Annotated in this window: 12 protein-coding genes; 11 read left to right on the forward strand and 1 reads right to left on the reverse strand. The window is 60.2% G+C overall.

What is annotated here, in order from left to right; translation table 11 throughout:
* Positions 1-35 precede the first annotated feature (35 nt).
* From dapA to GSF27_RS16850, 4 genes are all read left to right on the forward strand, one after another.
* A complete protein-coding gene (gene dapA, locus GSF27_RS16835) occupies positions 36-911 on the forward strand; it encodes a 4-hydroxy-tetrahydrodipicolinate synthase (RefSeq protein WP_160971230.1) in 876 nt (291 codons plus the stop codon).
* 31 nt (positions 912-942) lie between these two features.
* Positions 943-2,097 (forward strand): outer membrane protein assembly factor BamC, encoded by a 1,155-nt coding sequence (bamC, locus tag GSF27_RS16840; RefSeq protein ID WP_160971231.1) that lies wholly within the window; start codon positions 943-945, stop codon positions 2,095-2,097.
* A 7-nt stretch (positions 2,098-2,104) separates the two neighbouring features.
* Complete coding sequence (locus tag GSF27_RS16845) at positions 2,105-2,860, forward strand: MBL fold metallo-hydrolase (RefSeq protein WP_160971232.1); 756 nt, start codon at positions 2,105-2,107, stop codon at positions 2,858-2,860.
* Positions 2,861-3,264: 404 nt separating this feature from the next.
* Positions 3,265-3,546: a PilZ domain-containing protein gene (locus tag GSF27_RS16850; protein ID WP_160971233.1), complete on the forward strand. Its 282-nt coding sequence runs from the start codon at positions 3,265-3,267 to the stop codon at positions 3,544-3,546.
* Between the two features lie 30 nt (positions 3,547-3,576).
* Here GSF27_RS16850 and GSF27_RS16855 read toward each other — a convergent pair whose 3' ends face one another.
* Complete coding sequence (locus GSF27_RS16855; protein WP_160971234.1) at positions 3,577-4,056, reverse strand: leucine-rich repeat domain-containing protein; 480 nt, start codon at positions 4,054-4,056, stop codon at positions 3,577-3,579.
* Between the two features lie 260 nt (positions 4,057-4,316).
* On the opposite strand from GSF27_RS16855, the gene GSF27_RS16860 reads away from it, so the two are divergent.
* The 7 genes from GSF27_RS16860 to GSF27_RS16890 all read left to right on the forward strand — a co-directional run bounded on the left by GSF27_RS16860 (position 4,317) and on the right by GSF27_RS16890 (position 12,382).
* Positions 4,317-4,970 carry an OmpA family protein gene (locus GSF27_RS16860; protein WP_160971235.1) on the forward strand — a complete coding sequence of 218 codons (654 nt, stop codon included), beginning with the start codon at positions 4,317-4,319 and terminating at the stop codon, positions 4,968-4,970.
* Positions 4,971-5,264: 294 nt separating this feature from the next.
* Positions 5,265-6,212, forward strand: a complete 948-nt coding sequence (locus tag GSF27_RS16865) for an ABC transporter ATP-binding protein (protein WP_160971236.1) — start codon at positions 5,265-5,267, stop codon at positions 6,210-6,212.
* On the forward strand, positions 6,209-6,967 hold the full coding sequence (locus GSF27_RS16870) for an ABC transporter permease subunit (protein WP_202410524.1): 759 nt from the start codon (positions 6,209-6,211) through the stop codon (positions 6,965-6,967). The genes GSF27_RS16865 and GSF27_RS16870 overlap by 4 nt, the downstream gene beginning before the upstream one ends.
* 4 nt (positions 6,968-6,971) lie before the next feature.
* Positions 6,972-8,867, forward strand: a complete 1,896-nt coding sequence (locus GSF27_RS16875; RefSeq protein ID WP_160971237.1) for a GldG family protein — start codon at positions 6,972-6,974, stop codon at positions 8,865-8,867.
* Between the two features lie 112 nt (positions 8,868-8,979).
* Positions 8,980-9,762, forward strand: coding sequence for a class I SAM-dependent methyltransferase (locus tag GSF27_RS16880; RefSeq protein ID WP_160971238.1), 783 nt, complete (start codon positions 8,980-8,982; stop codon positions 9,760-9,762).
* A 161-nt stretch (positions 9,763-9,923) separates the two neighbouring features.
* Positions 9,924-10,496: a hemerythrin domain-containing protein gene (locus tag GSF27_RS16885; RefSeq protein ID WP_160971239.1), complete on the forward strand. Its 573-nt coding sequence runs from the start codon at positions 9,924-9,926 to the stop codon at positions 10,494-10,496.
* Between the two features lie 515 nt (positions 10,497-11,011).
* Complete coding sequence (locus GSF27_RS16890) at positions 11,012-12,382, forward strand: MFS transporter (protein WP_160971240.1); 1,371 nt, start codon at positions 11,012-11,014, stop codon at positions 12,380-12,382.
* Positions 12,383-12,455: the final 73 nt, after the last annotated feature.

The raw sequence follows: 12,455 nt of genomic DNA on the forward strand, positions 1-12,455 counted from the left end.
CCTTTGCTTTACCCCCCCCCTGACGGAGACAGTTCATGATTCAAGGTAGTATGGTGGCCCTGGTTACCCCAATGCAGGCAGATGGTGCTCTGGATTGGAAGGGACTCCACAAACTGGTGGACTGGCATATCGAGCAGGGCACCCACGCCATTGTCGCCGTGGGCACCACCGGTGAGTCGGCAACCCTGGATGTCGACGAGCACCTTGAAGTGATCCGCAAAGTGGTGGATCAGGTACATGGGCGTATCCCGGTGATCGCCGGTACCGGCGCTAACGCCACCAGTGAAGCCATTGAGCTCACCCAGGCAGCCAAGGACGCAGGTGCCGACGCCTGCCTGTCTGTTACCCCCTATTACAACAAGCCGACCCAGGAAGGCCTCTTCCTGCATCACCAGGCCATTGCCAAAGCAGTGGCGCTGCCCCAGCTGCTCTATAACGTGCCGGGCCGTACCGGTGTTGATATGGCGCCGGAAACCGTGGCGCGCCTCGCTGTTGTGGACAACATCATCGGCATCAAGGAAGCCACCGGTGACATGGAACGCGCCCGCTGGATCGTGCAGAACACCCCGGATGACTTCCTGCTGATCTCCGGTGATGATCTCACCGCGGTGGAGCTGATGATCCTGGGTGGCAAGGGCGACATCAGTGTCACCGCCAACGTCGCCCCGGCGGCGGTAGCCAAGATGTGCGAACTGGCCATTGCGGGTCAGGCGGCCGAAGCCCGCGCAATTCACGAGCAGTTGTTGCCTGTACACAACGCGATGTTTGTGGAGTCCAACCCGATTCCGGTGAAGTGGGCTGTGGCCGAGATGGGGCTGACCGCCGACGGCCTGCGCCTGCCGCTGACCCCTCTGTCCGAGAAATACCATGCCCAGGTACGCGAGGCGCTGCGCGCTGCCGGCCTGCTGTAAGTAGTACCCGACCGATAAGACGATACAGATAATGACCAGAATAACGATAGCGCGCGCCACGCTGGTGGCTGCTGTAGCAGCTGTATCAGGCTGTAGTTCACTGTTTGGCCCGGAGGGGTATTTTCGCGACCGCGGTGACGATTACCTGAAGGCGGATGTTATCGAACCCATGCGCCTGCCCCCGGGTGTGCAGCAGCAGCGGGTAGAGCAGCTGTTTGTTATTCCGTCCAGCAACGGTGTGGTGATCGAAGGTGAATCCTTCGAGGTGCCGCGCCCGCAAGCCTTGTCTGATAATGCTTTTACGGATCGGGTCAAAATCCAGAAGCTGGGTGACAAGCGCTGGATCCTGGTCAGCGCTGCGCCGGCAGAAATCTGGCCGCAGGTGCGGGCTTTCCTGACCCAGTACAACCTGAGCGTCGCTTCGACCAATGCGGCCAATGGCATTATCGAGACCGACTGGCTGCAGTTCAAAGGCAGCGACGGCACCCGGGACAAGTACCGTCTGCAAATCGAGCAGGGGGTGCAGCCCGATTCCACGGAAATTCATGTGCGGCACATGAGTGTCGACAGCGCCCTGGCCGGCCGTGGGCAGGTCAACTGGCCAGCCCTCTCAGTCAGTGCCGAGCGCGAGTCCTGGATGCTGGATGAGCTGGCTGCCAATATTGCCAGTCAGGGCGATACCGAATCCGCCTCGTTGCTGGCCCAGACCATCGCCGTGAACGACAAGGTGACCCTGGATACCGAAAGTGCCGAGCCGGTACTGCGACTGGCCCTTGAGCATGAGCGGGCCTGGGCGACCCTGCGTCACGCTGCCGACCAGGGGGGTTTCACCCTCTGGGACCAGGATGACACCGCCGGTGTGTTCTACGTCGAGTACATTGAGCCGGATGACGAAGAGCCAGGCTTCTTCAGTCGCTGGTTTGGTGGCGGCGGCAAGCCGCCAACCTCCCCATACAGCCTTGACGAGGTGCTGCAGCACCTGCAGCTGGATGAGGGCAGTCGTGCGCTCTTCGCGCAGGCACCGGCAACCGCTGGTGAGCCCCTCAAGGGCGTACCGGGTTACCTGATTGTGACGCGCGAGCAGGGCGGTCAGCTGGAAGTACGCATTCGCGATGGCTATGCCCGCAGCCTCAAGCCCAGGGAGGCGAAAAAGCTGCTGGCTGTGCTACGCGGCAACCTGATCTGATTAACGGATGAGATTTGCCTCCCTCGGCAGCGGCAGTCGTGGCAATGGCACGCTGGTGCAGTGGCAGGAGCAGCTGTTGCTGATCGATTGCGGCTTCACCATTCGTGATGTGGAGCGGCGTATGCAGCGCCTGCAGAGCCATCCTGCCGCTATTACCGCCATACTGGTCACCCACGAACACGGCGATCACCTGAAAGGGGTGGCGCCGCTGGCGCGCAAGTACAACCTGCCGGTCTATATGACGCCCGGCACCTTTCACAGCAAGTCGCTTGGCGACCTGCCCCGTCTGCAATTGATTGAAGGCTACCAGTCGCTGCAATTTGATGACCTGCAGGTGCAACCGGTGGCCGTTCCCCACGATGCCCGGGAGCCAGCCCAGTTTCTCTTTTCAGCCGGCGGCAAGACTCTGGGGGTGCTCACCGATCTGGGGACCATCAGTCCCCATGTGGAGGCTCACTTCGGCAACTGCGATGCGTTGTTGTTGGAGGCCAATCACGACCCCCATATGCTGGCTTCCGGCCCCTATCCTCCCTCCCTCAAACGGCGGGTTGGCGGTGCCTGGGGGCACCTGAGCAATGAGCAGGCGGCCGGGTTTCTGGCCCGGGTTGACCTGCAGCGCCTGCGTCACCTGGTCATTGGCCACATCAGTCAGCAGAACAACTGCCTTGAGCGGGCCCGGGCCACCCTGGAGCAGGTGGTGGCAGAGGTCCCCAATGTCTATTACGCCTGTCAGGATGAGGGCTTTGATTGGGTGCAGATCTGACACGGTAAAACTGTCTAAGCAGACATAGCTGACTTTCCTGTCATATTTTCTCCACATCTGCCGATGGTGCAGGTGTGGCGGGCCGGGAGTGTCGGCAAGCGTGGGTGGGAGTGCCTGATCTGCGTGCTAACTGATTGAATTTCATGCATCTATTGCAGGGTGGCTGGGTGCGCCGGGACGCTTTTGGTGTGAGCTATGGCTGCCGGCGACCGCTGCAGCTCAATAAATGTCCACACACTTATCCACAGCTTTGGCGGGGCGCTGTTGGCGCTGGCGGTGATAATGCCTGACCTGCTTAGAAGAAACGGATGCAATGTGACAGCGGCTGGTATATTTTGGAGGCCGTGAGTCGGCAGCCGGTCCAGGCCGCCCTCCCGAGAATTCAGGCAAAAGGAGTCGCAACAGTGGATGAGCGCCGTAAATTTGAACGTCGCCCCAGCAATATACGGGTGGAGCTCTGGCACCCCTCCATTGGCAAAATGATCGGATCTACCCAGGACATCTCTGATGGCGGGGCGTCGGTCATGATCGAGCACCCCCCGATACCGCCAATTGGCACGGTGGTAGAGGTGCGCTTCAGGCGCGCAGTGGGTGCTATCAACAATGAGCCGGTCCGCATGCAGGTCATGCACCAGCACCGCAATATCGTCGGCCTGATGTTTACCCCTGTACCGATTGACGCCTGAGCCCCGGCCCCCCGGTAGTTGGCGGGCCTGTTACTTACGGCATTGTTGAGGCAGGGTCAGCGCCACGGCTGCTTGCTGCTGCAGTTGCAGCAGGTCGCCACACTCCAGTGACGGATTGTTGTTCAGGTCTGCCTGCTGCAGTCGCGGCAGGGTCAGCAGCACTCCGGCGGATTGCAGCTGGTTGTCGTTCAGCAGCAGCACTTCCAGTTTTGCCAGATAGCGCAACGGCTCCAGGTCGGTGAGTGAGTTGTTTCCAAGATTCACCTGTTTCAGGTTGCTGAAAAGCTCGATGCCTTTCAGGCTGCGCAGCCCTGCGTGGCTGCAGGTAAGTTGCTGCAGCTCCCCCGGCGCGGTGACCGCCCCGTCCTCAATGGCCTGGTCAAGGCAGTTGCGCAAGGCGCTGTCTTCGGTACTGAAAGCGGTCAGCAGGGGCGGCGGTGTATAGACCACATTGTCATTGAAGGTCATCTGATAGCGGCTGCAGCCCGCCAGCAATGCTGCTGCAAACAAGCACAAGGCCCCGGGTTTCAGAAAGTGTGTAAAAGATGTTGGGCGGGACGTGTTCGCGTTCATGGAATGTTCAGTGCCAGCTGTGTAAAAATCCGATTGTAGCAATTTGCCGTAGCGCGAACCTCTGTTTCGCGTCAGGGCAGTCTCAGGCGGGTGATGTACTGAACGATCACTGCCCGTTTGCTGCACGAACTCCAACGTACCGATGCCTGCAACTACAGGCGCCGGTGCGGCAACAATCTGAATAAAGGAAATGCACTATGAAACGTTTTGCCTGGGCGCTGATCGCCGTATCCCTGGTGGCCTGTACCACTACCGATCCTTACACCGGTGAGCAAAAAGCCAGCAACGCCGCCAAGGGCGCAGGCATTGGTGCTGTGCTGGGCGCCGTGGTGGGTGCGGCCACCGCCAGTAAAGATGATCGCGCCAAGGGCGCACTGACCGGTGCTGCAGCCGGTGGCGCTGTGGGTGGCGGTGTTGGTTACTACATGGACCGCCAGGAGGCGGAGCTGCGCCAGAGTCTGCAGGCCAGTGGTGTGCAGGTGCGTCGTGAGGGTGACACCATCCGCCTGATTATGCCTGGCAATATTACGTTTGCCTCCGGCAGCAGTGATATCCGTGGTGACTTCTACAACACCCTGGACGGTGTCGGCAAAGTGCTGGCGAAGTTTGATGAGACCGCTGTGCGTATCGCCGGCCATACCGATTCTACAGGCAGCCTGGATCTGAACCAGCGCCTGAGCGAGTCCCGTGCCGACAGCGTTAAGCGCTACCTGGTGTCCCGCGGTGTTGCCGGCGGTCGTATCCACACCAACGGTTATGGCCCCCGTCAGCCTATTGCTTCCAACGCCACCGAGTCCGGTCGCCAGGCTAACCGCCGCGTTGAGCTGGAACTGATTCCCCTGAATAAGTAACAGACTTCTGTTGACGACAGGCCCGTACCGTGAGGTGCGGGTCTGCCGTCTCTCCCGGCGCCATCCATTGCGCTCCCAGCTTCGCCTTCCCCTGTTGTTGATTGTCCCGGTTCCGGAACTGCCGGTTGAGCGTTTGCTTGCCACCAATTTCATCGCGCTTGTGACGCCTGTCCAACGCTGTATCAGGCGGACTTGAAACCCTGCACCTGCCCTCTATATTCTGGGCCACCTTCTTCGTCGTTGCGCGGCACTGTTGTGCAGCCTGACTGCCAACTTGACCGGATCTCAGTGGCTATGATCGAGATACACAATCTGCACAAACGATTTGGCCGCCTGCAGGCCGTCCGTGACCTGTCGCTCACCGTGCGGCCGGGTGAGGTGCTCGGTTTTCTCGGTCCCAACGGTGCCGGCAAGTCCACCACCATGCGTATGATTGCCGGTTTTTTAGCGCCGGACAGCGGCACCATCGAGGTCTGCGGTCACGACATGTTACGCCAGCCGCTGGCAGCCAAACGTCATATCGGTTACCTGCCGGAAGGGGCACCCGCCTACAGCGATATGCGTGTCCGCTCCTTCCTGCAGTTCGTTGCCCGGGCCCGTGGTGTGGTGAGAATCAACGGGGTGGTCGATCATGCACTGCAGCGACTGCAGCTGGAGCCAGTGGCCAATCGGCCGATCGAGACATTATCCAAGGGCTTTCAGCGCCGTGTGGGCATCGCCCAGGCGCTGTTGCACGATCCGCAGGTGCTGTTACTGGATGAGCCCACCGACGGTCTGGATCCAAACCAGAAACATCATATGCGTCAGCTGATCCGTGAGCTCTCCGATGACAAGGTGGTTATGATCTCCACCCATATCCTCGAAGAGGTGGAGGCCCTGTGCCAGCGGGTGGTAATCATCAACGCCGGACGCTTGGTGGCCGACGCGACTCCGGCGGCCCTCAAGTCCACGTCAGTCTACAACCGGGCGGTGGAGCTGGAACTGCCTGAAGGCGGGCGTTATCGCAGTGAGCTGGAAGCGCTGCCCGGTGTTGCTCGCGTGTTGTTGTCGGAGGAGCAGTGTCACGAGCTGTTGCTGGTGCCGGAGCATGGTTGTCATATTCTGCCGGTGGTGGAATCGTGGTTGGCGGAGCGGCAGTTGCAGGCGCAGGCGGTGGCCTTGTCGGCGGGGCGGCTGGACGATGTGTTTCGCCGGCTCACCATCGAAGAGCCTGTGGCGCCGCAGCAGGAGGGGGTGGCATGAGCGTGCGCAAGCTGGCTGCGGTGAGCCGGATTGTAATTGTCACCCGGCGTGAACTGCGAAGCTATTTCACCACCCCGTTGGCATATCTGTTCCTGGCCGTGTTTGTCATGCTGAGCAGTTTTCTCTGTTTCCAGCTGGGAGATTTTTTCCGCCGCGAGCAGGCGGACCTGTTGCCTTTCTTTAGTTTCCACCCCTGGCTCTACCTGGTGCTGATGCCGCCGCTGGCCATGCGTTTGTGGGCGGAGGAGCGTCGCAGTGGCACTATCGAATTGCTGATGACCTTGCCCTTGTCCACCCTTGATCTGGTGGTGGGCAAGTTTCTCGCGGCCTGGCTTTTCAGTGGCGTGGCGTTATTGGCGACGGCCCCAATCTGGCAAACGGTCAACTATCTCGGAGACCCTGACAACGGCATTATTTTGGCGGCCTACCTGGGGAGCTGGTGCATGGGGGGCGCATTCCTGGCGCTTGGCAGCTTGTTGTCAGCACTGACCAAAAACCAGGTGATTGCCTTTGTGATGGCACTGTTTGTCAGCCTGTTGTTTCTGTTGCTGGGCTTCGGGCCGCTGTCGGCGGTACTGTCGAGGCTGTTGCCGGAGTGGTTGGCTGGCTTATTGATCTCCATGAGCTTCCTGACCCATTTTCAGGATATCGCCCGCGGAGTGCTGGATGTGCGCGACGTGGGCTTTTTCCTGGTCTTTATCGTCACCGGGCTGCTGGCGACGGTGGCAGCGGTAGAATGGAAGCGGGCGGAGTAGGGCGATGAGAGGACTATTTACCCGCTATCGCGGTTACAGCCTGTTGGCCTGTGCACTGTTGCTGATCCTGCTGACAGCCCTGCTGCAGCGGTTGCCGGCCTGGCGTCTCGACCTCACAGAAGAGAAACTCTATTCCCTTGGCGAGGGCTCGCGACAATTGCTGCAGGGTCTGGAGGAGCCGGTGACCCTGAGCCTCTATTTTTCCTCCTCGCTGGCCGGTGACCTGCCCCAGGTGCAGGATTACGCCCGTCGCATCGAAGACCTTCTGCGCGAATACCGGGCTATCAATCCCCGCTACCTGCAGCTGCAGGTGGTGGATCCCGAACCGTTCAGTGAAGCGGAAGACAGGGTCACCGCCGCCGGTTTGCAGGGCGCCCCCATCACCCTGGGGGGGGACTCCCTCTATCTCGGCCTGATTGCCCGTGCCGGTGACAGGCAGGAGGTGCTGCGATTCTTTAATCCGGACAGGGAGCGCTTTCTGGAGTATGACATCACCCAGACGCTGTACCGTCTGACCCAGTCGCGACCGCCACGGGTGGCGGTGCTCAGCCCGCTGCCGCTGTTCGGCGGTTACGATGTCCGGCGTCGCAGCAAGACCGGCCCCTGGGCTGTCATTCAGCAGCTGCAGCAAATTGCAGAAGTGCAGGAGCTGGTCCTGCCGCTGGCGACTCTCGCGCCGGCAGACGCTGACGTGCTGTTGCTGGTACACCCGCAGGAGCTGGATGAGCGCAGTCGTTATGCAGTGGAGCAATTTGTCCTCGGGGGCGGGCGGACGATGATTTTTGTCGACCCCCAGGCCGAGATCGACAGTCGTACACCGGGGCAGGTCAGCGCCTCGGACCTGCCGCAGCTGTTGCGGGCCTGGGGCGTGGATTACAGCCCCCAGGAGGTTATCCTGGATCGGGCCCGCGGCCTGCGCCTGGCTACCTCTCAGCGTGGGCCATCGCTGCCTCATCCCGGTATTGCCGGTCTCACCGGTGAGGATCTCAATGCCGATGCCGTACTCACCGCCGAACTGGACACGGTTAATATCGCAGCCAGTGGTCGGCTGTTGCCCATCTCCGATCGCGGCCTGCAGTTCGAGGCGCTGCTCTCCAGCTCTGCCGACAGTCGCATGATGTCGGCGGAAGCCTACGCCGCCGTGCGGGATCACGGCCGCCTGCTGCTCAATTTTGAGCCGGACAGCGAGCGCAAGGTTGTGCTGGCCCGGGTCAGCGGCCACGTCCGTTCCATCTTTGATGTACCGCCGCCGCTGGCTACCCCGACAGTCGTAGTGGACGACGATGACGAGCCATCCGCTGCAACGCCTGACGCTGGCCCGACGGCTCTGCCGACGCATCTTGCGGAGGGCGATATCCAGGTGCTGGTGTTTGCCGATGTAGACCTGCTCAGCGACCGTATGTGGGTGCAGGTGTCGAACTTTATTGGCGAGTCCACCCTGATTCCCTGGGCCAGTAACGGCGACCTTATAACCAACTCGGTAGAGAGTCTGGCCGGCAGCGGTGCCCTGATCGGCTTGCGCTCCCGGGGCCGGTACGCGCGTCCGTTTTACCGTCTGGACAAGTTGCGTGCACAGGCCGCCGCGGCCTTCAAACAGCAGGAGCAGACGCTGCAACTGCAGCTGCAGGAGTTGGAGCAGCGCATTGCCAGTGTTAGTCCCCGCGGCGACGAGGATCTGCAACTGATGCTCACCGATGCCCAGCGCGCCGAGATACGTGACTTTGAGGTGCAGCGCCTGCAGACCCGGCGTGAACTGCGTCAGGTGCAGCGCCAGCTCAACGAATCCATCGAGCAGGTGCAGTGGCGCCTGCAACTGGTCAACCTGTTGCTGGTGCCCCTGTTGCTGATGCTCACCATGACCGCCATGCTGGTCTACCGCCGGCGTCGCGCCGGACTGTAGATTTTCAGGAACAATACCTCCGGGTGTAGCATCTACGGGTGACGATATTGTCGCCCGGTGGCCCGCGGGTTATGCTGCCGCCCCCAGCCCCAACCTCCAGTCGTTGAACCCTATGTCCGAGTTTCACTCCGTTCTGTTGCTTGCCGATCCCGCGCTTGAGCTGCCCGAAGAAATCGTGGCAGTGGTGGGCTCGTTGCAGCTGCAGGTGGTGGCAGCGGCGGAACATGTGTCGGACAGTGGCCAGTTGCTGCACTGGGACGGACAGGTGTTGTCGCTCTGGTCACTGGGGCGCAAGGCACCGGGGCCGGTACGGGTGGAGTTTGCCGGCGGAGCCGCCGATCACCGCCGCAAGTTTGGCGGCGGCAGCGGCCAGATGATTGCCAAAGCCGTGGGAGTGAAGTTAAGCCGGCCCTTGACCGTGCTGGATGCCACCGCCGGACTGGGGCGCGACGCCTTTGTGTTGGCCGGGCTTGGCTGCCAGGTGTTATTGCAGGAGCGCCAGCCGGTGGTGGCAGCGCTGCTGCAGGATGGCCTGCGCCGCGCCGGTCTCAGTGCTGACCCGGAAGTGCGCGGGATCATCGCGCGCATGACACTGTTACAGGCTGACAGCCTTGCCGCCATGCCCTCCGCGGATGTGGTCTACCTCGATCCCATGTTTCCCGAACGCAGCAAGTCTGCCAGCGTCAAGAAGGAGATGGCGCTGTTTCATCACCTGGTGGGCGCTGACAGCGACGCCGACGGCCTGCTGGAGCGGGCCCTGCAAGCCGCCCGCTACCGGGTGGTGGTGAAGCGTCCGCGCAAGGCCCCTTTTCTTGCCGACTGCAAACCCTCCTACGAACTGAGTGGAAAAACCAGTCGCTACGACATTTACGTCAACGCCAGGTTACCGGACTGACCAGGCACCTCGCGAGTGCAAACAATGAGTCTGTCTGGTTTCTGAAACACGCCGATATTAGGCTGCTTTTGCGGCTGTTGATTTGAATCAAGGTGACACATCCTTATAAGAGTATTTTGACGACAATAATAAAAGTTGTGAGGGCGTTACACGCAACCGGAATGCACCCTATTGAGCGTCAGCTGTACCTTGATCACCTCCACATTACCCAGGTGTTGCGCTGTTTTGAACGGGCACTGGAAGGGTATCGCAACCAGCCCGACGGCGGCGGGCACCTGGCGCTGATACTGGATGTGCTGGATTACATTGAAGTCTACCCCCAGCGCTGGCACCACCCGGTGGAAGACCGTATTTACACGCTGTTGCTGCGGCGGGTGCCGACCCTGTCGGCGTTGGGTTTGTCGCTGATTGCAGAGCACAAGCGACTGGAACAACTGACCAACGAACTCAATCATCTGTTCAGTGCCATTGCCAACGATTCCATGGTGCCCATGTCACATCTGATGCGTATATCGGGCGAATTTCTGGAAGAGCAGCTGGCCCATCTGGAGCGGGAAAATCGCCAGTTATTTCCGCTATTGGCTCGCACCCTTGGCGACCCGGACTGGCAGCAACTGGAGCGGGAGTGCGGCCTGTTGCAGGACCCGTTATTTGGCGATCGCCTGCGCCAGGATTATGAAAATCTGCACGCCTCCATCCTCACCCTGGATCGCAATTTGAGTCTGACAGGTTGAAGATGTTTGCTCACTGCAAGGTTGTTTGTGGTGTAGCTTTCGTCTGCTTAACGCGGTGATGTTCACTGCCTGCGCTTTAATTCTCAAATCAGGCTGTTATACTGATTTGCAATTATCTCCCCATTCTGTTGTGAATTTTTACTGTTTTGGCGCTGAAAAAATGCCGGTACGGGAACCTGAACGGCGGAGAGGAATGCAGGATCATTGACGCCACACTGGTGGCGTATCTGTCACGGTAGCACGTAAAGCATCGTCGTTCACCGGTCATAAAAATGCCTTTTGCAACGCATCGGGCAACGCAAAAACATTGCATTGATAAGCAATGGTATGAATAAACAGCGACTGTCATCCGCAAGCCTGAGTGGCCACGGTTGTCAGTCGGCAGTAAGTCATTGGCCAGCTACAATTGAGTGAAACTGTGCGTCAACCCCGTTGGCGTATGGATTCCGGATCTGTCGATAACCAGAGGAGTCTGTTGACCTGAACCCCTGCAGGGTTCGGGCGGGCACAATGTTATGGGACCGCTGATTGTACCGATTGGTGCGCTGTTATCCGGTGTGGCGCTGTTGCTCCTGGGTGTAGGGTTGCTCAACACCATCCTCGCCCTGCGCAGTGGTGTAGAGGGCTACAGTGACGCCATGCTGGGTCTCATTATGTCCAGCTACTTCGCCGGCTTCTTTGTGGGTACCTACCTGGCGCTGCCGCTGGTGCGACGGGTAGGGCATATCCGTGCCTTTGCCAGCTGCGCTTCCATTGTTTCCGTCTGTGTACTGCTGCACCAGCTGGTGATCGATCCCTATGCCTGGATGTTGTTCCGGGTACTTACCGGCACCTGCCTCGTCATTCTCTACACCGTTATTGAAAGCTGGCTCAACGGGCAGACGCCCCCGGATAAGCGCGGCAAGGTGTTTGCCATCTACATGACCGTGAACCTCGCCGCCATGGCGGTGGCACAACAGTTGTTGCTGCTGGATCCCGGTATCACTTTCATTCTCTTCGCGTTGGCCAGCGTGCTGGTGAGCATCAGTCTGGTGCCTGTCACCTGGACACGGTTGCAGCAACCGGTGGTGGGCCCTGTCTCCAGTATCAATCTGCGCCTGTTGGTGCAAAAGGCCCCGGTGGCTGTGGGTGGCGGGTTGTTGTCCGGTCTCTCCATGGGGGCGTTCTGGGGGCTGACGGCTGCCTACGGCTCGCGCATAGGCCTCAGTAATGCGATGGCGGCCAGTCTGGTGGCCTGCGGGATTGTGGGCGGGGCGCTGTTTCAATTTCCCATCGGGCGTTACTCCGATACGCACGATCGCCGTCAGGTGCTGATGTGGATCAGTGTGGTCGCCGCCGTGGCCAGCGTGCTGATGTTTTTCAGTGGCGCCAATCTCTGGTTGTTGTTCGGTTTGATGGCGGCCTATGGCGCCATGGCGTTTGCGGTCTACCCGGTGGCGGTGGCGCATCTGGTGGATCACCTGGAGCCAGAAGATATGCTCTCCGGTGGCAGCGGCCTGTTATTGATACACGGGGTTGGTGCCATGCTGGGGCCGTTGCTGGCGGGTCAGCTGATGGCCTGGACGAGCCCCTCCAGCCTGTTGCTTTACTGGGCCATTGTGCAGGGTGCGCTGGCACTGGTGGCGTGGATGTACCTGCAGGTGAGCCAGGCGGAGGATCCGCAGGAGCACGTTGCCGACTTTGTGCCCATGGTACGTACCACACCAGCGGCGCTGGAGATGCTGCCGGCCGACAGCCAAAGTGAAATGTTTGAAGAACAGGCGCCGGTGTGGGGCAGTGACCCCGCAGGGGCGGACAGCGAGATTGCGGATAGTGAATCCGCTGAAAACGGTGAGGCGTCCCAACGCTCTGCCGATGTTATAGATCTGCACGAGAACCGAGGTTGAATTTGCTCTAACCCCAAGCCCTGCAACAACTTCCGCTGCGGCACATACAAAACCTACAACACCGCAACGCTAT

The sequence above is a fragment of the Pseudomaricurvus sp. HS19 genome, assembly GCF_009857815.1.
Classification (GTDB): Bacteria; Pseudomonadota; Gammaproteobacteria; order Pseudomonadales; family Cellvibrionaceae; genus Pseudomaricurvus.

What these genes read in the sequence shown, in the direction of transcription:
- dapA (WP_160971230.1), top strand. Translation starts at nt 36, where the DNA reads ATGATTCAAGGTAGTATGGTGGCCCTGGTTACCCCAATGCAGGCAGAT.
- bamC (WP_160971231.1), top strand. Translation starts at nt 943, where the DNA reads ATGACCAGAATAACGATAGCGCGCGCCACGCTGGTGGCTGCTGTAGCA.
- GSF27_RS16845 (WP_160971232.1), top strand. Translation starts at nt 2,105, where the DNA reads ATGAGATTTGCCTCCCTCGGCAGCGGCAGTCGTGGCAATGGCACGCTG.
- GSF27_RS16860 (WP_160971235.1), top strand. Translation starts at nt 4,317, where the DNA reads ATGAAACGTTTTGCCTGGGCGCTGATCGCCGTATCCCTGGTGGCCTGT.
- GSF27_RS16865 (WP_160971236.1), top strand. Translation starts at nt 5,265, where the DNA reads ATGATCGAGATACACAATCTGCACAAACGATTTGGCCGCCTGCAGGCC.
- GSF27_RS16870 (WP_202410524.1), top strand. Translation starts at nt 6,209, where the DNA reads ATGAGCGTGCGCAAGCTGGCTGCGGTGAGCCGGATTGTAATTGTCACC.
- GSF27_RS16875 (WP_160971237.1), top strand. Translation starts at nt 6,972, where the DNA reads ATGAGAGGACTATTTACCCGCTATCGCGGTTACAGCCTGTTGGCCTGT.
- GSF27_RS16880 (WP_160971238.1), top strand. Translation starts at nt 8,980, where the DNA reads ATGTCCGAGTTTCACTCCGTTCTGTTGCTTGCCGATCCCGCGCTTGAG.
- GSF27_RS16885 (WP_160971239.1), top strand. Translation starts at nt 9,924, where the DNA reads ATGCACCCTATTGAGCGTCAGCTGTACCTTGATCACCTCCACATTACC.
- GSF27_RS16890 (WP_160971240.1), top strand. Translation starts at nt 11,012, where the DNA reads ATGGGACCGCTGATTGTACCGATTGGTGCGCTGTTATCCGGTGTGGCG.